The following is a 21,556-nucleotide window of genomic DNA, read 5'->3' as shown; positions in this document are numbered from 1 at the left end:
GCAAGCTCAAGAAAAGTGCAAAGGGAAATGCAAGGTTGCCTTCGGTTTGCGGTATTAAGGTATATTCGGAAAAATGAAACACGCCCGGCCGTGCGCCGGGCGCAGCGCGCAAGATGATGCTGTGCGAGCGAGGTCAGATGGTCGATTGCGCGACCACGACCTTGCGCCATGGCTTCAGCAGCAGCAGGGCCAGCAGTGAAGCCAGGATGTTGGCGCCGGCGGCCAGGATGAACACGTTGTCCCAATGGCCGGAGCTTTGCTGCACGTAGTTCGCGAGCGGCACCAGCAGCGCGGCGGTGCCCTTGGCGGTGTAGAGCAGACCGGCATTGGTGGTGGCGAACTTCGCGCCGAACGTGTCGGTGCAGGTCGAGGGGAACAGCGAGTAGATCTCGCCCCAGGCGAAGAACACGAAGCCCGACAGGATCACGAACCAGATCGGATCGTGGCCCCAGAGGTAGAGCATCCAGATGCCGAAGCCTTCCATGCCGAAGGCGATGAACATCGTGTTCTCGCGGCCGATCATGTCGGAGATCCAGCCGAAGAAGGGGCGGGTCAGGCCGTTGAGCACGCGGTCGATGGTCGCCGCGAACGTCACGGCGGTCATGGTCATGCCAACAAGCGTCACCGGCACGGCATCGACCTTCCAGTCGAGCGCGATCGGCTTCAGATTCGCCGTCACCATCAATCCGCCGGCCCCGACGATCACGAACATGAAGTACATCAGCCAGAAGATCGGCTGACGCAGAACTTCGGTCGGCTGGTAGTTGCGCCGCGTCTGCAGCAGCGCGGCATTCGCCACGACGTTCGGCACCTGGCCCGGCTTCGGCGCCAGCAAAAAGAACGCGAGAATGCAGATGATGATGCCTTGTCCCAGGCCGAAATAGAGGAAGGTGGTCTGGAAGCCGCTATCCCTGATCATCGCCTGGATCGGCGCGACGGTCAGTGCCGATCCAGCGCCGAAGCCGGCCGCCGTGATGCCGGCGGCAAGGCCGCGCTTGTCGGGAAACCATTTCAGCGCATTGCCGACGCAGGTGCCGTAGACGCCGCCGGCGCCGATGCCGGCGACGATCATGCCGAGATAGTAGCCGTTGAGCGTGGTGGCCTGCGCGTTGATCGCCCAGCCGATCGCGCAGAGCACGCCGCCGACCAGCACGACGATGCGCGGGCCGTATTTATCGACAAACCATCCTTCGACCGGAACCAGCCAGGTCTCGAACAAGACGAACAGAGTGAAAGCCCACTGGATCGAGGCGCGATCCCAACCGAACGTCTTCTGGATGTCGGGGACGAAGAACGTCCAGCCATATTGGTAGTTGGCGATCATCACCATGGCCGCGACGCCGATCGCCAATTGTGCCCAGCGATACGTGTCGCTGACGCGCGCGGCTGTCGGGGCTGTCGTGGCCTGCACCATGTCCGTCATGAATCCTCCCATGAGCGCTTCTGTTTTTCGAGCGAGCGTTGGCGGCATTCTTGTATTCGTTATGCCAAGCTTCAAGCGCGCGCGGCCCATTGTGCGCTTATGACGCAAGCGCGTTGACCGAGTTGCGTAAGTGGGCCTGATCCCAAATAGAAATGGCCCCGCGGTGCAGGGCCATTCTTCGAAAGTAGGAGTTCGCAGTTTTTACAACCGGCGCGACAATTCGACGCGCGGCGGCCTCGCGTTGCGCTTACAGGCCGAAGCGGGGGAGATCGCCGTTCTTGTTGGCGATGGCGGCGCTGGCCATCAGGAAGCGGTCGATCGCGGCCATGAAGCGGGCGAACAGCGAGGCGGAGGGCGCGAGCGCGACGGAAGCGGTCTTGGACATCGGAATTCCCTTTCCTAGGACAGTCAGCACTGCTGTCTCATTTCGAGAGTTGTTTTATGTATACCAGATGCCAATGTCCATGCATGCCATTGCATGGCAGCATGCACCTTACCGCATTGCAGCATAATGTTTCGGCAAAACGGGTCATTTCAGGCTCGGAACGCGGCGTTTCGGGCCCAAAGAGGGCGGAAAGCCGCCTGGGCCATCCCGACGCGTGCCCGACTGCACCTCTTGGCACCGCAGTGCAAAACCGTTAGTGGTTCGCCCCCTTTTCCAGTCAACCGTCAGAGTGGTTCATGTCGAGCGCCTCGCCCGCCGTCTCGATCGGCATCGATTTTGGGACCAGCAACACGGTCGTCGCGCTCGCGGTGGACGATCGCCGGGTCGAGGCCATCCGCTTCGACCATGGCGGACAACGCCACAGCACGTACGTGTCCGCGCTGTGCTTCTGGGAGGACCGGCCGGGCGCCGGCGCCCAGGCTGAAGGCGGCCCGTGGGCGATCGAGCAGTTCCTCGAAGGACGCCACGTCTATCGCTTCCTGCAGTCGTTCAAGACGTTTGCGGCGAGCTCGAGCTTCAACACCACGCAGGTGTTCCGTCAGCGCTTCAAGTTCGAGGATATTCTGGCGGCATTCCTGCGTACGTTGGCGCGCCATGGCGGCGACAAGTTCGGTTTCGAGGCGGCGAACATCACCGTCGGGCGTCCCGTGCGCTTTGCCGGCGGCAATCCTGATGATGATCTGGCCATGCAGCGCTATCGCGCGGCGTTCGAACGCCTGGGGGCCGGTCATGCGCGGTATGTCTATGAGCCCGTCGGTGCGGCGTTCTCCTTTGCCCGCCGGCTGGAGCGTGATGCCACCGTGCTGGTGGCGGATTTCGGCGGCGGCACCAGCGACTTCTCGGTGATGCGCTTCGCGCGATCAGGCGGGCATTTGCGCGCCGAGCCGCTCGGCCACGCCGGCATCGGGATCGCGGGCGACACGTTCGATTATCGCATCGTCGATCACGTCGTCTCGCCGCGCCTCGGCAAGGGCTCGAGCTTCCGCTCGTTCGACAAGGTGCTGCCGATCCCGAACAGCCACTACACCAACCTCGCGCGCTGGCATCAGCTCGCGCTGATGAAGAGCAACGGCGATCTGCGCGAGTTGCGCGAGCTTGCGCGTACCGCGCTGAAGCCCGACCTGCTCGAGGATTTCATCACCATCGTCGACCTCGATCTCGGCTTTACGCTGTACCGCGCGGTCTCCGACGCCAAGGTCGCGCTGTCGGCGAAAGACGAAGTCGACTTCCGCTTCAAGGGCGGCGGTGTCGAGATCGGCTCGGCGATCACGCGCAAGAATTTCGAGTCCTGGATCGCCGACGACATCGCGCGTCTCGGCGCCACCGTCGACAAGGTGCTGGGCGAAGCGCGCATCACCGCGCGCGAGGTGGAGAAGGTGTTTCTGACCGGCGGCACCTCTTTGGTGCCTGCGGTGCGAAAACTCTTCGCCGACCGGTTCGGCAACGAGCGGTTGATGTCGGGCGACCAGTTCGAGTCGATCGCCTATGGTCTCGCGCTGATCGGACACAGTCCGGAGCCGGATCGCTGGACCGCGGACGGCGGGCTGAAGGCGGGCGCGTAGATCACGGCTTTTCGCCCCTTTCTGATTTCGTCTGCGGCTCCCACGGTTCGTCATAAGAAATATGGTGGAGGTGACGTGTCGCGCCGCGAGGGGGTTAACCCGCGCGGCTGCGCGGCGGTGCAGGGGTCCCGCGCGCATGATGGCACGCCGCCGCTTCTCGCATTTCAAGTCGTTCGGGATTTCCTCGATGCAAATAAAGCACCTTGCGAGCGCAGCCATGGCCGCGCTCGCGGCCATGATCGGCACTGCCGATGCGATTGCGGAGCCGGCCGGCAGCACGAATCCGCAGGAGCATTCGACCTACCAGACCAAGGGAATCGTTCTCGACGCGCGCGACATCGCCCGTTGGGCCAGCGCAAGCTATTGGGAGCAGAAGGTAGCGGGAGCCTTTGAAGTGTTGGTCGACTCCCGCATCCAGGCCGATCCGGAGGAGCGCGATGCCGTGCTGGCCACGATCTGGCGGATGAAGCCCGATTCCGTCACGGCAGAAACCAGGATCGTTGCGCTGATTGGCAAGCGGCCCGCGAAGCAGCCGGCAACCGACATTGCCTATCAGATCGTTTTCAGCCCGCGATCGGGTGGGCGAGACAAGGACAGGGTCGAAGCTCGCTTCATCGCTGAAGGGCCCGGTGCCAAACCCGTCGTAATTCCCTCGCCGGCAGCCGGGACCATTCCGCGCATGCCATCGACCTATTCTTACTTGGGATTTCCCCAGAGCAACAGCATTGCCAGATATTCGGCGGAGCATCCCGACGAGATCAAGAGCGTTCTGGGCTGGATTGGCACGAGTGCCAATCCCAGCTTCGATCAGATCCTGACCGTGCGCCGCGTCGAGGGCGACGTGGTCCGATCGGCCAGCTTTTTCGTCACCGGCACGAAGGTTCCTGCGGGGCCCATCACGAGCCTACGCATCATGTTTCTCGGCGACAGAGCCCCCGCGACGTCGGAATTGCCGGCGGGGTACAATGCGCGGGACGTTGCGGACTTTCGGATCGAAACGTTACAGGCTGAAACTCGCGAGCAGGACAGGTTGGGGGCGATCACGGGGATTGCCGAGCTTCCCGCCGAGGAGCAGCTTCCGGCGAAATATGCGGTCTTGCAGTATTTCGACAACCGCACGCGCGACGCCGAAATCGACGCCATCGTTCCCGTTCCGAATACCGACAAGCGTGCTTTGTTGACCCTGCGTTTCGGTGCGGGTAACAATGTCACCGTGCAGCGGATCGGGGAGGATCGAAAAGGTCTGACTCTCGGAAAGCCCGGCGATGTGCGCGAGGTGAACGGCTTCCCGGCCAATTCGGCCGACATTCCTGCGATGATGGCCTGGTTGAAAAAGCGGTACCCCGCCATCACACCCAGGGGTGCGACACCTGCGGAGTTGCTGAACAGCGTCACTGCGGAAATCCAGACGCGAAGCGCAACGTCGGCTTGGTTCAAGGAAAATTATGGCATCGACATCCTGACGCCTTCGGCGGCCCAGGGACAGCTCGGACGGTTGTTTCAATACAGCGCGCAGCAACTCGAGAACCTGAAGGATTTCGCGCCGTCCGAGTTGCAGATGCTGGAAGTGACCTTGGAGAAGATGAGCGATCGTCTCGTGGCAAAGCTCAAGGGTGTGCAGATGGCGCGCCAGAAGATCGCGGTCGAATTGATCGGCGTCACTTCGACCAAGTTCGCAATCAACAACCGCGGCGAAGCCGGTCTGGCACTCCTGCACGGCAACGACCGCATGATCCTGATCTTCGACTCCTTGAGTCTCAACTCAGAGGCGTTTTTCGTTGGAGGTGCTGAGGGGCAGCGCGCAGTTGTGGCCGATACGTTCTGGGTTTTTGCCCATGAGTTCGGTCACATGATTGCAGCCATGCCGGGCACGAAGGAGGCGTTTGCCAGCCTCGTCAGGACGAAAGCAAGCCAACCTGTGACCTGGTACGCGGCTTCGAATCCAAAGGACGAGTTCTTTCCGGAAGCGTTTGCACTCTACCTCGGCGATCCCGAGTGGTTAAGAAACAGCCGGCCAGACCTTTTCAGGTGGTTTGAGACCCTGAGCAAAGGATAGGCCGGCTGCGGAAGCCTGCGTCCCACAGGCTACTGGTTGATCTCCGGTTCAACTAGCCGCGCCAGATTGCGCAGCGATTGCTGCCAGCCGAGATAGCAGGCCTCGACCGGGATTGCGTCCGGAACGCCGGACTGCGTGATCTCGACCTCGGTACCGACAAGGACCTTCTTCAGCGTCACGATCACCTGGATTTCGCCCGGCAGGTTCGGATCGTCGAACTTGTCGGTGTAGCGGAGACGCTCGCCGGGAACGAGCTCGAGATATTCGCCGCCGAAGCTATGGCCGTTGCCTGTCGTGAAGTTGCGGAACGACATCCTGAACGTGCCCCCGACCTTCGGCTCCAGATGATGCACGGTACAGGTGAAGCCGTCCGGCGGCAGCCACTTCGCCATCGCGTCCGCTTCCAGGAAAGCGCGATAGATTTTCTCGGGGCTGGTCGTGAGAACGCGGTGCAGGCGGACGGTGCCGGGCATGATCGTTATCCTTCATGAGTTGATGGGCCTCGAGTCGACGTTGATTGCCCATTCATGGCCCGAGGACGAACGAAGCAGTGCCGATCCGACAAGGGATCGCTGATTTCTCACCGCGCCTGTTCCCGGTGTCCGCAGGTCTTCACCGTGGCTTGAGGCAGGTCAACATCACGACCTTTACCTGGACGGCCCTGCGCGGTTACAAGGGCAGGACACGCTTGGCATCGACGGTTCGGGAACAGATCCGTATGGCTGAGGGCGCTCCGTCATCACGGTGAATGCAACGATCGCGTCAACGGAAGGCCACAAGATGCGCATGCTATGCTTGATGATCCTGGCAGGTACGACAGCGATCCTCGGAGCGGTCCCGGCCACGGCTCAGCGCTACGATCCACGTTATCAGGTGTGCCTTCAGTCGTGGCACCAGCGCGGCCTCGTCATCTTCGACTGCAGCTACAATTCGATGGATCAATGCCGGGCGACGGCTTCGGGGCTCTCTGCCATGTGTCTGGAGAACCCTTACTGGCAGGGACCGTCTGGCCGCCACTCGCGACGACGCCAGGGCGGAGTGAGCTAAAGCATGATGTGTTTTGGTTGAATCGATGCGAACCGAGAGCTCAGATCACCTCTTCCCGTCGGGGAGAGGTGATCCCGGACGCCGATCGAACCTGACTCCATCGCGCTTTGGAAAGGGCCGCCGGAGCCGGCGGCCTCTGTCGGCCGATCGGGACCTCAACGTGTCCAGTCTTCACCGGCGCATAACGATCCCATGCAGCCCTGTACATTGAGATGGCCCGACGGCAGCAACGTCACCGTGCTCACATAGGTCTTGCCGTCATCGGCATTGTAGATCCGGCCCGACCATTTGTTCGCGCCGGCCGTGTGCATGTCGATGAAGAGGGAGATGCCGATGATCTTGCGGCCGCGCAGCGCCGGATCGGCATTATGATCGTCGAGTTGCGGCTTGCCCGTCTTCTTGTCGAGCGGCTCTTTCAGCCAGACCACGCGGCCGCACAGCGCGTTGCCGCAGCGGCTCACCTTGATCTTTGCATCGCCGGACTGGGTCAGCCAGACGCCGCCCGGGTCGCTGGCCGTTGCGGCTTTGGCATCTCCAAGCGGCGAGATGGTCAACAGGGCTGCGAGCACGTGCCGGACGAGGGTGGAACGCATGGGGGCTCCATATCAAATGAACTATCATGAATTATTTCATGATAAACGATCAATATATCGCGCTTAAGGTTGAGTCAAGCCGATGGAACGGGCATACTGGCTCCCGTGGATGCCCCTTACATTGCGGAGTGCCTGGAGATGATTGCGGTGGGGATTTCGGTCCGCGAGGCCCGACAGCGCTGGTTTCGGCGCCTCGATCTTGCGTTCTGGATGATCTGGGCGGTATTCCCGGTGGTGATTTGGCTCGCCTATCGCGCCAACACGACGGCCTCCGCGTCGATTGCGGCCAGCCTTAGTCCCGAGCAGGCGAAATGCGCGGGCATCGTCGCCAACCCGCTCGACATGTCGCGCCACGGGCAGCTGCTGTTCTGGACGTTGTTTTCGTTTCAGCTATCGTTCTTTGCCGTGCTGATCGGCATCCTTCATCGCATGGTGCATCGATTCGCCCGCGGGCGGATCTTCGTGTCCGAGACGCTCCAGGGCGTGTGGTGGATGGGAATCATTCTGGTCATTTGGCCGTTCATAGATTTGATCACCACCAACGCGGTGGCTTATGCCTTGCATGAGATCGGCGACATCAAGTTCTTCGTGCCGTCCTACAATCTGGACATCGGAACGATCGCAGGCGGGGTGTTCCTGATGGCGCTGAAGTTCGTCATCGATCACGCCATCCTGCTGCAGTCCGAACACGAATTGACGATCTGAGGTGAATGCCGGTGCCGATCGTCGTGAACCTCGATGTCATGCTCGCGAAGCGCAAGCGCCGCCTCGGGGACCTCGCTGACGCCATCGGCATTTCGATCCAGAACCTGTCGATCCTGAAGACGGGCAAGGCGAGAGCGATGCGCTTCTCGACTCTCGCCGCGATCTGCCGCGAGCTCGACTGCCAGCCCGCGGATATCCTCGAATATGTCGCGGGCGAGGAGGGAAGCGATCGCGATGCGGGCGAGGGAAGCTGAACTCGTGAATCTCGGGGCGCGCGCGGCGAGCCGGACGGAGCCACAATTCCGCTATCGTTGCCCGCTCAACTCCTGCGCGAAATCAGGAGGGATTCCGTTGCGCAAGACGGTTTGGGCTTTCGCCATCGCGCTTTGCTGCCTTGGCGCACCTGCCAGGGCTGCGGGCATTCAGCTCCTCGACTCCGATCCGGCCCTGTCAGGCGCGATCTGGTACCCTTGCGCGGCGGAGCCGACGCATGTGGCGCTTGGCACTCTTTCAGTGGGCGCCGAATTCGACCTGAACGGTGCTAAGGATTGTCCGGTGACGGGCGCAAAGCTGCCACTGGTGATCTTCTCGCATGGAAGGGGCGCGTGGTTCGGCGCGAACCACGACACCGAAGAGGCGCTGGCCGATGCAGGCTTCATCGTCGCCGCCATCAATCACCCCGGCGACACCGCCAACGATTCGTCGCGACGCGATACGCTGTCGGTCTGGGGATCGCGTCCGGCGGACGTGGTGCGCCTGCTCGACTTCATGCTGAAGGACTGGAAGGACAGGGCAGTGATCGATCCGGCCAAGGTCGGCTTCTTCGGTTTCTCGCTTGGTGGCTATACCGGCCTGGCGCTGATGGGGACCAAGCCGGATTTCACCTGGCTCGCCGCAAACTGCAAGGAGACGACCGGAGCGTGCGCCCAGCTCCACAACGGCGAGACACCGCCTGACCCACCGCAGGATGCTCGGATCAGCACGGCGGTGATCGTCGACCCCGCTCCGGCGGTTCTGACCCGGAAGAATGTCACCGCGATCAAGATCCCCTTCCAGTTCTGGCGGTCGCAATTCGGCGGTCCTGGCGTGGGCGACGGTTCGCCCGTGGCGCGCGTCGCCGGGTGGCTGGAAGGCAAGCCGGACATGCATGTCGTTCCGGCCGGCCACTTCGCCTTCCTTGCACCGTGCGCGCCCGAGCAGGCCGCCGCGATCCCGCGCATCTGCACCGACACGCCGGTGGGGTTCGACAGGGCGAGCTTTCACCGCGAATTCAACGCGGCGGTGGTGAGGTTTTTTGGCGAGCAACTCGCTGGCGGGGGTCAGTGAGCATCGCGTTCGCGCAGAGGCAACGATGAGGCGACTTGGCTGCGTGATCTGCTTGCTTGTGCTTTTGCTGGCGCCGGTGTCAGCCGATCCGGCGCTGCCTGGTCTCGTTCGGGAGGATCAGATGCTGCCGATCACGCTCGCCGATGGCAGCCAGGTCAAGCTCGAGACCATGATCCTGCGGCCGGATCGGCCCGGGCGGTTTCCGCTGGTCGTGCTGGTTCACGGGACGATTGCTGGGACCGGGGACGCTCTTCGCGCCGCGCTGGCGCGGGAAACGCCGGCCAGCCTGCTCAATCCGGCTGTCGCGTTCGCTCAACGTGGTTATGCCGTCGCATCGATCATGCGCCGGGGCTTTGGTCGCTCGGATGGACCATTTGCCGAGACGCTGTCTGGGTCTTGCGACGATCGCGACTATCTCGCCGTCGCGCGGATCGCGGCCGAAGACGTGACCGGCGCGCTCGCAGCGCTCCGCGGTGAACCGTGGGTCGAGCCCGATCGGGTGCTGCTGATGGGGCATTCCACCGGCGGCTTTGCGGTGACGGCTGCGGCTGCGGAAAATCCTGTCGGCGTCGTCGGTGTTCTCAATTTCGAGGCGGCTCACGGTTCTGTCCCCGGCCGCACCTGCAGCCCCGATCATCTCGTCGCGGACGCCGGCATCTTTGGCCGGACGGCGCGAATTCCGGCGCTGTGGATTTATTCGGAGAATGATCGCAGCGCGCCGCCGGCGTTGGGCCGTGGCATGTTCGATGCTTACGCCGCCTCAGGTGCGCCAGCGCAATTCCAGATCTTGCCGCCCTTCGGCGTCGACGGGCATGCCATGGTGCCGATGGGCCCTGCCGACATCTGGTGGCCGGTCGTCGCGAGTTTTCTGAACCAGTTGCGCCTGCCGACGTCGGTGCTGGTCGAACTGCCACCGCCCGCAGCCATTCCGGCGCCGACGCTGCTCAACGCAACGTGCAAAGGCTATTTCGATGCCTATGTGAAAGCGTGGACCGACGCCAAGGCCTATGCCTGGAATCGCGACGGTCATTGTTCATCGGTGACCGCCGCTCAGCGAACGGCCGACGATGCCAAGAGCGAGGCGATGCGCCAATGCGTGGCGGCCTGGAAAGTCTGCTCGCTCTATGCGGTTGGGCAGGCGCTGGCGCCGGGGTAGGGCGCCACAAGAGGCCCATGATGCATCGCCCGGCGATCATGGATTGCAATCACTGAGCCGCTCAAGCTGCTTGGCATGGTGGCCCTTCGAGTGTGCACGGGATCACGGACGGTTCGGTTCACATCCGCCAGAGTGCCGACCACGCCGCAAATGGTGCGGCCTCAATCCAGGAGCACGACAATGAAAGCCTCTCGTATCGTTCTATCGACGTTCGCAGCTACGGTCGCGCTTGCCGCACTGACCGCGTCCTACTCGCCCGCATCCGCCGGTGTATTCGGTCCGGATTACGGTTGGATGGGCAACAAGAAGTATATGGATTGCCTGAAATATGTGGGCGCGTTCGGCGCCGACTATCCGGGCCGGGACAAGAACATCCAGGCCTGCAAGCGCAATTACCTCTGATGAAGGCCGCGCCTGAAACGAAGAGGCTACCGGACATGGGTTGCCTCTTCGATTCCAGGTTGCACATTCGATCTATGCCGTTTGCTCTTTCGGATCGTGGCATCTTACCCCTGTTTTGCCCGACGGATCAAGAAGAATTTCTAAAAATACGAAATCGCGCCAGGCGCCAACAGGTTGGCTACTGTGCATGGGGTTGTTTTCGCGTGGCCGGTTGTGGTCTCCGACCCTGCGGCCTCTCGGACGCGAAAAGGGCCGCCTCGATGGGCGGCCCTTTCGTCTCACGTGTCGTGATCTCGCTTACTCGGCGGCCTGCTTCTGCGGCGGGTCGAGCGCGCCTGACTTGTGGATCTCGGCGACCTGGTGGTCGCTGAAGCCGAGCACGCTGCGCAGGATCTCGTCGGTGTGCTCGCCGAGCAGCGGCGAGCGCTGCACGTCGCTCGGGGAGTCCGACAGCTTGATCGGGTTGCCGACCGAGAGGTACTTGCCGCGGGTGGGGTGATCGACCTCGACCACGGTGCCGGTCGCGCGCAGCGACTGGTCTTCGGCAAGCTCCTTCATCGACAGGATCGGGCCGCAGGGGATGTCGTCCTTGTTGAGGATTTCCATCGCCTCGAACTTGGTCTTCGTCATCGTCCACTGTTCGATGCGCGCGAAGATCTCGTTCAGCCGTGGCAGGCGGGCCGCCGGCTTGGCGTAGTTCGGGTCGGTCTTCCAGGTCGGCTCGCCGATCACGTCGCAGATCTTCTCCCACACCGGGGCCTGGGTGATGAAGTAGATGTAGGCGTTGGGATCGGTCTCCCAGCCTTTGCACTTCAGGATGCGGCCGGGCTGTCCACCGCCCGAGTCGTTGCCGGCGCGCGGCACGGCATCGCCGAACGGAATGCCTTCGCCGAACTGGCTGTACTCCTTGAGCGGACCATGGGCGAGGCGCTGCTGGTCGCGCAGCTTGACGCGGGCGAGGTTGAGCACGCCGTCCTGCATCGCGGCCGTGACGCGCTGGCCCTTGCCCGAATGGGTGCGCTGATAGAGCGCGGTGACGATGCCGAGGGCGAGGTGCAGGCCGGTGCCGGAATCGCCGATCTGCGCGCCGGTGACGAGCGGCAGGCCGTCGCGGAAGCCGGTGGTGGAGGCGGCGCCGCCGGTGCACTGCGCGACGTTCTCATAGACCTTGCAGTCTTCGTACGGTCCGGGGCCAAAACCCTTTATCGACGCGACGATCATCTTCGGGTTGATCGCCTGGATCTTCTCCCAGGGGAAACCCATGCGGTCGAGCACGCCGGGGCCGAAATTCTCGACCAGGACGTCGCACTTCTTGATCAGCTCGGTGAGGACTTCCTTGCCCTTGGGGTTCTTGGTGTCGAGCGTGATCGAGCGCTTGTTGTGGTTGAGCATGGTGAAGTACAGGCTGTCCACGTTCGGGATATCCTGCAGCTGGCCGCGGGTGATATCACCCACGCCGGGGCGTTCCACTTTGATCACATCGGCGCCGAACCATGCCAGCAGCTGCGTGCAGGTCGGTCCCGACTGGACGTGGGTGAAGTCGAGAATGCGAACGCCCTCGAGCGCTTTGGTCATCTTGTATGCTCCGTACTCTGTGTCTGCCCCTGCACCCGGCAGGGAATTAGGGTTGAGGGGGGACTTACTTCTTCTTCTGCAGAACGCTCTGCGGATTGAGGTTGCCGATGCGGCCGCTCTCCGAGCCCGCCGCCGGATCGATCACCGCGTTGATGAGCGTCGGCTTGCGCGAGGCCATGGCCTCGACGACGGCGCGCTTGAGCTCGTCCGGCGAGGTCGCGTTCACGCCGACGCCGCCGAAGGCTTCCATCATCTTGTCGTAGCGCGCGCCCTTGACGAACACCGTCGTCGCCGGATCGGCATTGACGCTGTTGACGTCGGTGCCGCGATAGATGCCGTCATTGTTGAAGATGACGACGCAGATCGGCAAATTGTAGCGGCAGATGGTCTCGACCTCCATGCCGGAGAAACCGAACGCCGAGTCGCCTTCAACGGCCAGCACGGGGTGACCCGTCTCGATCGCCGCCGCGATCGCCTGGCCCATGCCGATACCCATCACGCCCCAGGTGCCGACGTCGAGGCGCTTGCGAGGGCGATACATGTCGATCACGCCGCGGGCGAGGTCGAGCGTGTTGGCGCCCTCGTTCACGAGGATCGCCTCGGGGTGATCCTTGATCACGTTCTTCAGCACGCCGAGCGCGCCGTGATAATCCATCGGCGACTTGTTGTTCATCAGCTTCGGCGCCATCTTGGCGACGTTCTCGTCGCGCTTGGTCGCGATGGCCCTGGTCCATTCGGCCGGCGGGGCGGTCCAGCCGGAGCCCATCGCCTGGTTGAAGGCGGAGACCACCGAGCCGATGTCGCCGACGACGGGTGCGACGATCTCGACGTTGGAGTCCATTTCCTTCGGCTCGATGTCGACCTGGATGAACTTCTTGGGCTGATCGCCCCAGGTCTTGCCCTTGCCGTGCGAGAGCAGCCAGTTCAGCCGCGCGCCGATCAGCATGACGACGTCGGAGTCCTTCAGCACCGTTGAACGCGCAGCTCCGGCGCATTGCGGATGCGAGTCGGGGAGCAGGCCCTTGGCCATGCTCATCGGGAGGAACGGCACGCCGCTCTTCTCGACGAAGGTCTTGATCTCTTCATCAGCCTGCGCGTAGGCCGCACCCTTGCCGAGGATGATGAGCGGACGCTTTGCGGCCTTGAGCACGTCGAGCGCGCGCTTCACCGAAGCAGGCGAGGGGATCTGCGCGGGCGCGGCGTCGATCACCTTGACCAGCGACTTCGCCCCGGCCTCGGCATTCATCACCTGGCCGAACAGCTTTGCCGGCAGGTCGAGATAGACACCGCCCGGACGGCCCGAGACCGCGGCGCGGATGGCGCGGGCAAAGGCGATGCCGATGTCCTGGGCGTGCAGCACGCGATAGGCCGCCTTGGACAGCGGCTTTGCAATCGCGAGTTGGTCCATCTCTTCATAGTCACCCTGCTGGAGGTCGACGATCTCGCGCTCGGAGGAGCCCGAGACCAGGATCATCGGGTAGCAGTTGGTGGTGGCGTGGGCGAGCGCGGTGAGACCGTTGAGGAAGCCGGGCGCTGACACCGTCAGGCAGACGCCGGGCTTCTTGGTGAGATAGCCGGCGATGCCCGCGGCATAGCCCGCGTTCTGCTCGTGGCGGAAGGAGATCACGCGAATGCCGGCAGCCTGCGCCATGCGGCCCAAATCCGTGATCGGGATGCCCGGCACATTATAGATGGTGTTGATGCCGTTCAGCTTGAGCGCGTCGATGACGAGATGGAAGCCATCCGTCAGGTCCTGCTCGGTGCCCGGTGCTTCGGACTTGGTCGCGGTGTTCAGCATGGGCCTTGTCTCCCTGGTCTCAAGGTCGCGGGGCGAATGGTTCGCCCTTCTGATGAGTGTTGCTAGGTGAAGAGTTACGTGAACAGTTACGTGAACAGTTCTTGGCCATGCGCTTCGACGTAAGCGGCAAGGCCAAGGGTGTGGTCGCGGGCGCGCTTCTCGGCGAGCTCGGTGTCGCGCGCTTCGAGTGCTTCGATCATAGCGAGGTGCTCGGGCAGGGACGTCGCGGTGCGGTCCTTGCGTCCGATGGTCAACTGGCGATAGCCGCGCACATGCAGCAAGAGGTCGTTGGTGAGATCGACCAGCACCGGGGACTCCGACAGCGAGATCAGCGCCTGATGGAAGGCAATGTTGGCGCGGGAATATTCCTCGACGTGATCCTCGGGCAGGCGGTCCTTGCCGAAGTCCTTGAAATAGTCGCGCAGCGCGGTGATGTCCTTCTTGCGCGCGGTCGTGGTGATGAGGCGTGCCGCCATGCTCTCCAGCGCCGCCCAGGCGCGGATCATGTCGACGATCTCGCTCTTGGTCCGGCGCACCACCATGATGCCGCGGCGCGGAACCGTTTTCACAAAACCGTCCTGCTCGAGCATCGCGATGGCTTCGCGGATCGGCGTGCGGCTGACACCCAGACGCTCGGACAATGCGCGCTCGTCCAGCATGACCGGCTCGGGCGTCGAATAGATGTCCATCTTGAGGATGGCTTCCTTCAAGGCGTCATACGCCTTGTTCTTGAAGCTACTCTCCGGGGCAATACGAACGATTGCGATGTCTGCCTCGGCCATGTTCGGCAATGCCTTGGTTGGTTTCCGCAGTGACACGACGATTCTCCTCCAGTGGGAGTCGTCTTTTACAGGAATATTGACTGGAAAGTTTTTGGCATACCAAATGCCAGAATGTCAAGCTGTCGATTTTTTGCGGCGTTATGGGCCGTGCTCTGACTTGACAAGTTGGCTTCTGGCATACCAAATGCCATCGCTAGCCATTTTTGATCCAAGCTGGCGAGGTAATCAAGGCATTTCGCCGCCCCGTTCCGCCATACGGAACAGAGCGCGGCGATGGCGAGTATCACGGCAGCCGCATCATGCGCGCTCTGCAAAGCAAGAACTGAAGGTCAAGGGAGAAGCTCATGTCCAATTCCAAAGACGTCGTCCGCAAGGTCCTTGACCAAGTCAAGGCCGACAGCCGCACCAGCCTGACCGCGCCGGAAGGCAAGGTGGTCTGCGACGCCTACGGCATTCCGGTGCCGAAAGAGGGCGTGGCGAAGTCGGCCGGCGAGGCTGGCAAGATGGCGTCCGCGATGGGCTTCCCGGTCGTGATGAAGATCGTCTCGCCGGACATTCTCCACAAGACCGAGGCCGGCGGCGTCATCGTCGGCGTCAAGACGGCCCAGGATGCCGAGAAGGCCTACGAAACCATCCTCGGCAACGCCAAGAAGTACAAGGCCGATGCCAAGATCGAGGGTATCCAGGTGCAGCAGATGCTGGCCGGCGGCACCGAAGTCATCGTCGGCTCGATCACCGACGGCTCGTTCGGCAAGCTGGTGGCGTTCGGTCTCGGTGGCGTGCTCGTCGAAGTGCTCAAAGACATCACCTTCCGCCTCGCGCCCGCGACCAAGGAAGACGCGCTGTCGATGCTCGACGGCATCCAGGCGCATGAGATTTTGAAGGGCGTCCGCGGCGGAGAGGCGGTGAACCGCACGGCGCTGGCCGACGTCATCGTCAAGGTCTCGCAGCTCGTCACCGATTTCCCTGAGATCGTCGAACTCGACCTCAACCCTGTCTTTGCTACCGCCAAGGACGCGATTGCCGCCGACGTGCGCATCGTCGTCGACTTCGCCTACAAGCCCAAGCCGAAGCCGCGTCCGACCGAAGAGATCGTCGCCGCCATGAGCCGCATCATGCAGCCGAAGGCGGTCGCCGTGGTCGGCGCCTCCGCCGAGGACGGCAAGATCGGCAACTCGGTGATGAAGAATCTCATCAACGGCGGCTACAAGGGCGAGATCTATCCGATCCATCCCAAAGCTTCCGAGATCCTCGGCTACAAGGCCTACAAGAGCGTCAAGGACGTGCCTGGTGTGATCGACACGGCCGTGTTCGCGATTCCCGCGAAGTTCGTCGCCGCTGCGCTGACCGAATGCGGCGAGAAGAAGATCCCGGGCGCGGTGCTGATCCCGTCGGGCTTCGCTGAAGCTGGCGCGCCCGAGCTGCAGGCCGAGATCGTCGAGGTCGGCAAGAAGTACGACATCCGCCTGATGGGGCCGAACATCTATGGCTTCTATTATACGCCCGCCAATCTCTGCGCGACCTTCTGCACCGCCTACGACGTGAAGGGCCACGCCGCGCTGTCGTCGCAGTCGGGCGGCATCGGCATGGCGATCATCGGCTTCTCGCGCTCGGCGAAGATGGGCGTGTCGGCGATCGTCGGCCTCGGCAACAAGTCCGATATCGACGAGGACGATCTGCTCGCCTTCTTCGAGCAGGATCCGAACACCAACCTGATCGCGCAGCACTGCGAAGACCTCAAGGACGGTCGCGCCTTCGCGGAAGCCGCCAAGCGCGTCTCCAAGAAGAAGCCGGTCATCGTGCTCAAGGCCGGCCGCACCTCGGCAGGCGCGAAGGCAGCCTCGTCGCACACCGGCGCGCTCGCCGGTAACGACAAGATCTACGAGGATGTCCTGGCCCAGTCCGGCGTGATCCGCGCCCGCAGTCTCCGTCAGCTGCTCGAATTCGCCCGCGGCGTGCCGGTGCTGCCGACCCCGAAGGGTGAGAACGTGCTGATCATCACTGGTGCAGGTGGCTCTGGCGTGCTGCTGTCGGATTCCTGCGTCGACAACGGCCTGTCACTGATGTCCATGCCGCCGGATCTCGATGCGGCCTTCCGCAAGTTCATCCCGCCGTTCGGTGCGGCCGGAAATCCCGTGGATATCACCGGCGGCGAGCCGCCGATCACCTATGTCAACACGGTGAAGCTCGGCCTGTCGGACGAGCGTATCCACTCGCTGATCCTCGGCTACTGGCACACCATCGTGACGCCGCCGATGGTGTTCGCCCGCAACATGGTCGAGGTGAAGAAGGAGATGGAGGCCAAGGGTTTCGTGAAGCCGATCGTGGCGTCACTGGCCGGCGACGTCGAGGTCGAGGAAGCTGCCGAATATCTCTACCAGAACGGCATTCCGGCCTATGCGTACTCGACCGAGCTTCCGGTCGAGGTGCTCGGTGCCAAGTACAAGTGGGCGCGCGGCGCGGGCCTGCTCTGAGACGAAGACTTTCGCCTCTCCCCGCGCTCGGGGAGAGGTGAGAACGATCAGGTTCGCGATGGGCAAGAACGTGATCCGGCGCAAATCGCTCGAACCTCGGTCTCCATCGGAGACCGAGCCCGAGGCCCGTGATGGTGGCGTGCAGTCCGTCGACCGCGCGCTATCGATTCTGGAAACGCTCGCAGAGGACGACGAAGGCTATCGCCTCAGCGACCTAGCCGTTCGGACGGGACTATCGGCCTCCACCGTGCATCGCCTGCTGGCAACGCTGGAAAGCCGCCGCTTCGTGCAGTTCGACCGCGCCGAATCCAAATGGCATGTCGGCGTGCGCAGCTTCACCGTGGGCGCGAGCTTTGCTCGGCGGCGCAATTTTACCGCACAAGCGATTCCCTATTTGCGCAAGCTGCGCGATCTCACCCGCGAGACTGCAAATCTTGCAGTCGTCGACGACGAGTTCATCATTGTTCTCACTCGCATGGAGAGCCGCGAGATCATGCGCTCGCTGACCAAGGTCGGCGGTCGCGTCGCGATGGTGACCTCAGGTGTCGGCAAGGCCGTGCTGGCGACCTATTCCGACGAGGATGTCGGCGCCGTGATCCGTCATCACGGCATGCCCAGGCTCACGGAAAAGTCCATCGTGCGGCCGAGCGATCTCTTCAAGGAGCTCGCGACGGTCCGCAAGCAGGGCTTTGCTGTTGACGACGAGGAGGCGCAGATCGGCCTCCGCTGCGTCGCGGCGGTGGTCTACAACGCGCTCGCCGAGCCGCTCGCGGCGATCTCGATATCGGGCATGACCAGCCGCATCACCGATGACCGATTGCCGGAAGTTGGCCGAATGGTGCGAGAGGTGGCGGCTGAGCTGACGGCAGCGCTCGGCGGCATCACACCGAAGGTCGCCGAGAACGATCCGGTCAAATCGCCCAGCCAGCCCTGATCACGTAAACATAGAGAACGAAGGTTGCGGTCGAGGCGGAGGCGAGCGCGAGCCCTCCGGCGGCGGACAGCCGTTCGAGCTGAAGGACTTGGCTGTTCGAGAGATAGCGCTGAAGCGCGAACAGCAGGAATGGAACGCCAATCAGGAATGACTGGAAGTAGAGCCCGAGACCGAGGCCGGCGAGAACTCCGATCCATCCAACGATCTGTGCGAAGCTCCGGCTGACCGAACCGATCAACGCATTGAGGATCAATCCGCCGTCGAGCGGATAGATCGGCAGCAAATTGGCGGCGTTGATGATGGCGAACATCTGCACGGCCTGAAGCAGATCGGCGCCTCCGATCGATCGATACATCATAAAGAGCGCGAGTGTCGGAATCAGACTGAAGCCCGGTCCCATCAGGGCGATGAAGCCGAGGCGGCCTTCGGTGCGATAGGCGGTTTTCGGAACGGCGGCGCCGCCGAAGAAGGGGATGAGGTAGATACCGCGGACACCGACGCCGGCCATCAGCATCGCCGCGACATGGCCGGCTTCGTGAATGGCGACGACGATCGCGAGCAACAGTCCCTCACGCCAACCGAACAGATAGCAGAAGCTTAAGAGTGCCAGCACCGAGAGAACCAGCCCGTGATTGGCAAGTCCGGCGATGCGGCTATGCGTGCCAACCTCCGCTTCGCATTTCTGCTTGATCAGGGTCGCCATCCGCCGCAGGGCGAGCGGATAGATGATGCGGTCACGGAAAGCACGTGCCGTCAGTTCGCTCGACATCGTGAGCGTCGTGCCCTGCGCGGCTACCTCGATCTTGAATCGGGACTTGGCGTTGCGGCCGCCCTCCGGCGGCACGGACAGTTCGTGGGCCACCACCTCAGAAATGATGACACCCTGGACCTCGTCACGCATGAGTTCGCGGCTGACGGTCTGGCCCCGGGGCTGTCCGCTGACGAGGATGCGCGTCAGCCACAGGCCATCGCTGTCCGGAACGGGTTCGCGTGACAGCTCGAGCAAGGGCGGCCCTTCGAGCACGAGGTGGTCGGCGGTGCTGATCCGCCAGACGGCATCGCGCGGCGCGTTGACGAGGACGCTGAATTCCTGGCTGAGCCGGTTCTGTCCCCGCAGTGCGTCGATAAGACCTTGCAGCGCATAGAAGGCGATCCGGAGCAGTTCGATCGGGAGTGCGAGGAGTCTGAGCATGGCCTGGGTTGGTCGCGGCCGTCGGAGGGAAGTTCATTCGAAGCTGTATGCGATGCACGAAGGCGGTGCCAGCGGGGTTGTGCTATGCTCTGGCGGCAATGGGTGGGCTGGGGAGGCACCCAGCCCGCCGGCAAAACGCCATTTGCCCATCATGCCCAACGCCTGAGCAGAAGTGCCGCTTTAATTGAGTTGCCTCACTCGCGTCGGGGCGCAACCATCGCCGGACGATCCAAGTCCGCCGGGAGTTCCGATGACCAAACTCACCCGTTTTGCCGTCGCGCCGCTGCACATGATGACCCGCCGTCTCGCCGATGTCGCCTCGGCGCGCGTCGCGCCCGACCTCGTCATCACGGGTGCGCGGGTGCTTTCGACCTATTCGGAACGCATCCACCCCGGGCGAGAGGTCTGGATCACCGGCGGCCGCCTCGCCGCGGTAAAGCCGGCCGGGGCGGCCAGGAAGGTGTGGAGCGACGTTGCGGTTTATGACGCCGCCGGCGGCATCGTCGCCCCGGGGCTTGTCGACCCGCACATCCATATCGAATCCTCGATGGTGACGGCCTGCGCCTACGCGGAGGCCGCGCTGCTCAACGGCACCACCACAATCTTCTGCGACAGCCACGAGATCGGCAATGTCATGGACGTCGCCGGCGTCGAGGCGATGCTGGAGGACGCGCGCGAGGCGCCGCTGTCGATCTTCCTGACGGTGCCGTCGACCGTGCCGGCAACCTCGGCCGCACTGGAGACCGCGGGCGGGGATCTCACACCCGACAAGATCGCCGGCCTGTTCGACCGCTGGCCGGAGGCCGTCGCGCTCGGCGAGAAGATGGATTTCGTGCCTGTGACCATGGGCGACGAGCGCAGCCATGCGATCCTTGCCGCGGCCTTGAAGCGGGGGCGGCCGGTCTCCGGCCATGTCTATGGCCGGGAATTCGTCGCCGCTTATGCGGCGAGTGGCGTGACCGACACCCATGAGGCGATCGATCGCGACATCGCCGACGATCTGCTCGATGCCGGCGTCTGGGTATTTCTGCGTGGTGGCCCGCCGACCACGCCATGGCACTCCCTGCCACAGGCGATCCGGACGATCACCGAGCTCGGCGCCTCGCACAAGCGCACCGCGGTGTGCACCGACGACCGCGACGCCGATGATTTGCTTCTGTTCGGCCTCGACTGGGTGGTGCGCGAGGCGGTGAAGGCGGGGATGTCGCCGGAGCAGGCCTGGTCGATGGGGTCGCTGCATGGCGCGACGCGGTTCGGCATGGAAGGCGACATCGGCGGGCTCGGCGGCGGCCGCCGCGCCGATCTCGTGCTGATGGACGATCAGCTCAAGCCGCAATGCACGTGGTATGGCGGCGAGCTGGTCGTCGAACGCGGCAAGATCACGCCGCGCCTCGATCAGGCATTGTCACAGCGCTACCAATATCCGAAGGCCGCTTATGTGACCGTTAAGCTGCCGGAGAAATTGAAGCTGACGCCGGAGCTTCCGGCCAAGGCCTGCACCGTCAACGCGATCAAGACCGCGCTGCCCGGCATCACGCTGATCCATGAGAAGGTCGCGATCGAGCCAGCCAAGGACTGGCCGCAGCTGTTCGCGCGCTATGGCCTGTGCTTCGTCACCGTTGTCGAACGCCACGGCAAGTCGGCTGGCAATATCGCCTATGGTCTCCTCAAGGATTTTGGCCTCAAGCGCGGCGCGGTTGCCTCCAGCGTCGGTCACGACAGTCACAACATCATCGTCGCAGGTACCAACGAGGATGACATGCAGGTGGCGATCTCGGCCATCAGGGAACAGCAGGGTGGCGTCTGCGTCGTCGCCGACGGCAGGGTGAGGGCGCTGGTTCCGCTGCCGATTGCGGGCCTGCTCTCGGACAAGCGAGTGACCGAGGTGGCCGAAGAGGTCAAGGTGCTGAAGAAAGAGTGGACCGAAGCCGGCTGCACCATCCCCTACATGGGCTTCAATCTGATTCCGCTATCGGTCATTCCGGAAATTCGCATCACCGACAAGGGCCTTGTGCTGGTGCCGCAGATGGAACTGGCGCCGCTGTTCGAGTGATCCTGTTTCACAAATATCTTGATCTAACCGCTT

At 63.1% G+C, this 21,556-nt stretch carries 19 protein-coding genes; 11 read left to right on the top strand and 8 right to left on the bottom strand.

The features are described 5' to 3' along the window. Positions 1–133: 133 nt before the first annotated feature. Positions 134–1,423, bottom strand: a complete 1,290-nt coding sequence (oxlT, locus tag JQ621_RS06975; protein ID WP_212233635.1) for an oxalate/formate MFS antiporter — start codon at positions 1,421–1,423, stop codon at positions 134–136. Between the two features lie 247 nt (positions 1,424–1,670). Then, complete coding sequence (locus tag JQ621_RS06970; RefSeq protein WP_212233634.1) at positions 1,671–1,808, bottom strand: hypothetical protein; 138 nt, start codon at positions 1,806–1,808, stop codon at positions 1,671–1,673. A 296-nt stretch (positions 1,809–2,104) separates the two neighbouring features. On the opposite strand from JQ621_RS06970, the gene JQ621_RS06965 reads away from it, so the two are divergent. Beyond that, complete coding sequence (locus JQ621_RS06965; protein WP_212233633.1) at positions 2,105–3,430, top strand: Hsp70 family protein; 1,326 nt, start codon at positions 2,105–2,107, stop codon at positions 3,428–3,430. Between the two features lie 136 nt (positions 3,431–3,566). Continuing rightward, on the top strand, positions 3,567–5,486 hold the full coding sequence (locus JQ621_RS06960) for a hypothetical protein (RefSeq protein ID WP_212233632.1): 1,920 nt from the start codon (positions 3,567–3,569) through the stop codon (positions 5,484–5,486). Between the two features lie 29 nt (positions 5,487–5,515). Here JQ621_RS06960 and JQ621_RS06955 read toward each other — a convergent pair whose 3' ends face one another. Beyond that, entirely contained in the window at positions 5,516–5,959 is a 444-nt protein-coding gene (locus tag JQ621_RS06955; RefSeq protein WP_212233631.1) for an SRPBCC family protein, read from the bottom strand. Between the two features lie 307 nt (positions 5,960–6,266). Here JQ621_RS06955 and JQ621_RS06950 point away from each other — a divergent pair, with 307 nt between their 5' ends. After that, positions 6,267–6,533: a DUF3551 domain-containing protein gene (locus JQ621_RS06950; protein WP_212233630.1), complete on the top strand. Its 267-nt coding sequence runs from the start codon at positions 6,267–6,269 to the stop codon at positions 6,531–6,533. A gap of 155 nt (positions 6,534–6,688) precedes the next feature. Here the strand turns inward: JQ621_RS06950 and JQ621_RS06945 are convergent, their stop codons facing one another. Next, the gene (locus tag JQ621_RS06945; protein ID WP_212233629.1) at positions 6,689–7,126 is read right to left on the bottom strand and encodes a DUF2147 domain-containing protein; all 438 of its coding nucleotides are present in this window, start codon (positions 7,124–7,126) and stop codon (positions 6,689–6,691) included. Positions 7,127–7,264: 138 nt separating this feature from the next. Here JQ621_RS06945 and JQ621_RS06940 point away from each other — a divergent pair, with 138 nt between their 5' ends. The 5 genes from JQ621_RS06940 to JQ621_RS06920 all read left to right on the top strand — a co-directional run bounded on the left by JQ621_RS06940 (position 7,265) and on the right by JQ621_RS06920 (position 10,715). Continuing rightward, a complete protein-coding gene (locus JQ621_RS06940) occupies positions 7,265–7,831 on the top strand; it encodes a hypothetical protein (RefSeq protein ID WP_212233628.1) in 567 nt (188 codons plus the stop codon). A 5-nt stretch (positions 7,832–7,836) separates the two neighbouring features. Continuing rightward, positions 7,837–8,085: a helix-turn-helix domain-containing protein gene (locus JQ621_RS06935; RefSeq protein ID WP_212233627.1), complete on the top strand. Its 249-nt coding sequence runs from the start codon at positions 7,837–7,839 to the stop codon at positions 8,083–8,085. A 259-nt stretch (positions 8,086–8,344) separates the two neighbouring features. After that, entirely contained in the window at positions 8,345–9,157 is an 813-nt protein-coding gene (locus tag JQ621_RS06930; RefSeq protein ID WP_312015390.1) for an alpha/beta hydrolase family protein, read from the top strand. Positions 9,158–9,200: 43 nt separating this feature from the next. Further along, positions 9,201–10,313 carry an alpha/beta hydrolase family protein gene (locus JQ621_RS06925; RefSeq protein WP_212233625.1) on the top strand — a complete coding sequence of 371 codons (1,113 nt, stop codon included), beginning with the start codon at positions 9,201–9,203 and terminating at the stop codon, positions 10,311–10,313. A gap of 180 nt (positions 10,314–10,493) precedes the next feature. Then, a complete protein-coding gene (locus JQ621_RS06920; protein WP_212233624.1) occupies positions 10,494–10,715 on the top strand; it encodes a hypothetical protein in 222 nt (73 codons plus the stop codon). A 297-nt stretch (positions 10,716–11,012) separates the two neighbouring features. Here the strand turns inward: JQ621_RS06920 and frc are convergent, their stop codons facing one another. The 3 genes from frc to JQ621_RS06905 form a co-directional block, all read right to left on the bottom strand. Continuing rightward, the gene (frc, locus tag JQ621_RS06915; RefSeq protein WP_212233623.1) at positions 11,013–12,290 is read right to left on the bottom strand and encodes a formyl-CoA transferase; all 1,278 of its coding nucleotides are present in this window, start codon (positions 12,288–12,290) and stop codon (positions 11,013–11,015) included. 64 nt (positions 12,291–12,354) lie between these two features. Further along, entirely contained in the window at positions 12,355–14,088 is a 1,734-nt protein-coding gene (oxc, locus tag JQ621_RS06910; RefSeq protein ID WP_212233622.1) for an oxalyl-CoA decarboxylase, read from the bottom strand. A gap of 86 nt (positions 14,089–14,174) precedes the next feature. Beyond that, positions 14,175–14,870, bottom strand: a complete 696-nt coding sequence (locus tag JQ621_RS06905; protein WP_200495029.1) for a GntR family transcriptional regulator — start codon at positions 14,868–14,870, stop codon at positions 14,175–14,177. A 344-nt stretch (positions 14,871–15,214) separates the two neighbouring features. Between JQ621_RS06905 and JQ621_RS06900 the strand changes: the two genes are divergently transcribed. After that, positions 15,215–17,344, top strand: coding sequence for an acetate--CoA ligase family protein (locus JQ621_RS06900; protein ID WP_212233621.1), 2,130 nt, complete (start codon positions 15,215–15,217; stop codon positions 17,342–17,344). Between the two features lie 58 nt (positions 17,345–17,402). Beyond that, positions 17,403–18,278 carry an IclR family transcriptional regulator gene (locus JQ621_RS06895; protein ID WP_212233827.1) on the top strand — a complete coding sequence of 292 codons (876 nt, stop codon included), beginning with the start codon at positions 17,403–17,405 and terminating at the stop codon, positions 18,276–18,278. Here the strand turns inward: JQ621_RS06895 and JQ621_RS06890 are convergent. Further along, positions 18,256–19,470 (bottom strand): hypothetical protein, encoded by a 1,215-nt coding sequence (locus JQ621_RS06890; RefSeq protein ID WP_212233620.1) that lies wholly within the window; start codon positions 19,468–19,470, stop codon positions 18,256–18,258. The genes JQ621_RS06895 and JQ621_RS06890 overlap by 23 nt on opposite strands. 250 nt (positions 19,471–19,720) lie before the next feature. On the opposite strand from JQ621_RS06890, the gene JQ621_RS06885 reads away from it, so the two are divergent. After that, positions 19,721–21,523 (top strand): adenine deaminase C-terminal domain-containing protein, encoded by a 1,803-nt coding sequence (locus tag JQ621_RS06885; RefSeq protein ID WP_212233619.1) that lies wholly within the window; start codon positions 19,721–19,723, stop codon positions 21,521–21,523. Positions 21,524–21,556: the final 33 nt, after the last annotated feature.

It is taken from the genome of Bradyrhizobium manausense (genome assembly GCF_018129685.1).
Lineage (GTDB): Bacteria > Pseudomonadota > Alphaproteobacteria > Rhizobiales > Xanthobacteraceae > Bradyrhizobium > Bradyrhizobium manausense_D.
This window is presented reverse-complemented; position numbering and strand designations above follow the sequence as displayed.

Excerpts from the sequence above, each read along its gene's own strand:
- JQ621_RS06890 (WP_212233620.1), bottom strand. The coding sequence starts at position 19,470 with ATGCTCAGACTCCTCGCACTCCCGATCGAACTGCTCCGGATCGCCTTC.
- JQ621_RS06935 (WP_212233627.1), top strand. The coding sequence starts at position 7,837 with ATGCCGGTGCCGATCGTCGTGAACCTCGATGTCATGCTCGCGAAGCGC.
- JQ621_RS06960 (WP_212233632.1), top strand. The coding sequence starts at position 3,567 with ATGATGGCACGCCGCCGCTTCTCGCATTTCAAGTCGTTCGGGATTTCC.
- frc (WP_212233623.1), bottom strand. The coding sequence starts at position 12,290 with ATGACCAAAGCGCTCGAGGGCGTTCGCATTCTCGACTTCACCCACGTC.
- JQ621_RS06905 (WP_200495029.1), bottom strand. The coding sequence starts at position 14,870 with ATGGCCGAGGCAGACATCGCAATCGTTCGTATTGCCCCGGAGAGTAGC.
- JQ621_RS06885 (WP_212233619.1), top strand. The coding sequence starts at position 19,721 with ATGACCAAACTCACCCGTTTTGCCGTCGCGCCGCTGCACATGATGACC.
- JQ621_RS06895 (WP_212233827.1), top strand. The coding sequence starts at position 17,403 with ATGGGCAAGAACGTGATCCGGCGCAAATCGCTCGAACCTCGGTCTCCA.
- JQ621_RS06940 (WP_212233628.1), top strand. The coding sequence starts at position 7,265 with ATGATTGCGGTGGGGATTTCGGTCCGCGAGGCCCGACAGCGCTGGTTT.
- oxlT (WP_212233635.1), bottom strand. The coding sequence starts at position 1,423 with ATGACGGACATGGTGCAGGCCACGACAGCCCCGACAGCCGCGCGCGTC.
- JQ621_RS06955 (WP_212233631.1), bottom strand. The coding sequence starts at position 5,959 with ATGCCCGGCACCGTCCGCCTGCACCGCGTTCTCACGACCAGCCCCGAG.
- JQ621_RS06945 (WP_212233629.1), bottom strand. The coding sequence starts at position 7,126 with ATGCGTTCCACCCTCGTCCGGCACGTGCTCGCAGCCCTGTTGACCATC.
- JQ621_RS06900 (WP_212233621.1), top strand. The coding sequence starts at position 15,215 with ATGTCCAATTCCAAAGACGTCGTCCGCAAGGTCCTTGACCAAGTCAAG.
- JQ621_RS06920 (WP_212233624.1), top strand. The coding sequence starts at position 10,494 with ATGAAAGCCTCTCGTATCGTTCTATCGACGTTCGCAGCTACGGTCGCG.
- JQ621_RS06965 (WP_212233633.1), top strand. The coding sequence starts at position 2,105 with ATGTCGAGCGCCTCGCCCGCCGTCTCGATCGGCATCGATTTTGGGACC.
- JQ621_RS06970 (WP_212233634.1), bottom strand. The coding sequence starts at position 1,808 with ATGTCCAAGACCGCTTCCGTCGCGCTCGCGCCCTCCGCCTCGCTGTTC.
- JQ621_RS06950 (WP_212233630.1), top strand. The coding sequence starts at position 6,267 with ATGCGCATGCTATGCTTGATGATCCTGGCAGGTACGACAGCGATCCTC.
- oxc (WP_212233622.1), bottom strand. The coding sequence starts at position 14,088 with ATGCTGAACACCGCGACCAAGTCCGAAGCACCGGGCACCGAGCAGGAC.